The organism is Megasphaera massiliensis (assembly GCF_000455225.1).
Taxonomy (GTDB): domain Bacteria; phylum Bacillota; class Negativicutes; order Veillonellales; family Megasphaeraceae; genus Megasphaera; species Megasphaera massiliensis.
Window position 1 is genome coordinate 1 of the sequence record NZ_HF954551.1, and the last position, 954, is coordinate 954.

The 954-nt window shown below is 52.4% G+C and carries 1 protein-coding gene and 1 pseudogene; both read right to left on the minus strand.

Features of this window, described 5'->3' with window-relative positions; genetic code table 11:
- Window positions 1-124 precede the first annotated feature (124 nt).
- Entirely contained in the window at window positions 125-559 is a 435-nt protein-coding gene (locus TX77_RS10720) for a CoA-binding protein (RefSeq protein ID WP_042160010.1), read from the minus strand.
- Window positions 560-601: 42 nt separating this feature from the next.
- Window positions 602-954: pseudogene (locus tag TX77_RS10725) on the minus strand (3-phosphoshikimate 1-carboxyvinyltransferase); the annotation flags it as partial.

Consider the following 954-nt stretch of genomic DNA (forward strand, 5'->3'; position numbering starts at 1 on the left):
GTCAAAGCATGGAGAGAACGCTTTCTCTTTGTCTTAAGCAATAAAAAAAGGGCGGGCCGCACAGGCCAATTCATTAAGTAAGCTAAACTTAATGACATTGCCCCGCAGGCCCGCCCTTCAATCGTTATCCGTTTGCTTTGCCTTGCGGCAGAAGAATGGAATCCTCCACCTTAATGCAGCGGTCCATGATGACGTTCATGCCGCCTTCAGCGGCGATATGAGCCGCTTCATCATTGGCGATGCCAAGCTGGAGCCACAGCGTCTTCGCGCCGATAGCAACCGCCTCCTCGGCGACCGGAGGCGTATGCTCCGGACGGCGGAACACATTGACGACATCCACTTTCTCCGGAATATCACGAAGGGAAGGGTAGCTTTTCTCGCCCAGAATCGTCTCGGCATTAGGATTGACCGGAATGATCCGGTATCCCTTTGCCTGCATCGCTTCCGATACCATGTAGGATACGCGGTCCGGCTTTTCGGACAAGCCGACTACAGCGATCACATTACTGTCCTGCAGCAGTTCCTTAATTCGATCACGGGATGGATTCTCAAAAGCCATTCGTAAACCCTCCTTTATCATATCAGCATCAGCTTGCAGTCGTTATTCTACCCATTCTACGTTCGCGCCCAGCGCTTTGAGATGGTCGAAATAGATCGGATACGATTTGGCAACATGATGCGCGTCGCGGATACGCAGCGGCTGCTTCGCACGCAGGCCGACAACCGTAAGCGCCATAATAACGCGATGGTCATAGTGGGCATTGATCTCCACGCCGCCTTCTACGCCTTCCGGACGGCCATGAACGATAATTTCGCTTTGGCGTTCCTCTACGTTGGCTCCCGCTTTGCGAAGCTCATTCAAGTAATCGGTAATCCGATCGCATTCTTTGTAGCGCAAGTTCTCTACATCATAGAAACGCGAAGTTCCCTCTGCGAATACAGCAGCAGCAACCA

Coding starts and splice junctions, on each gene's coding strand:
- TX77_RS10720 (WP_042160010.1), bottom strand. CDS start 559: ATGGCTTTTGAGAATCCATCCCGTGATCGAATTAAGGAACTGCTGCAG.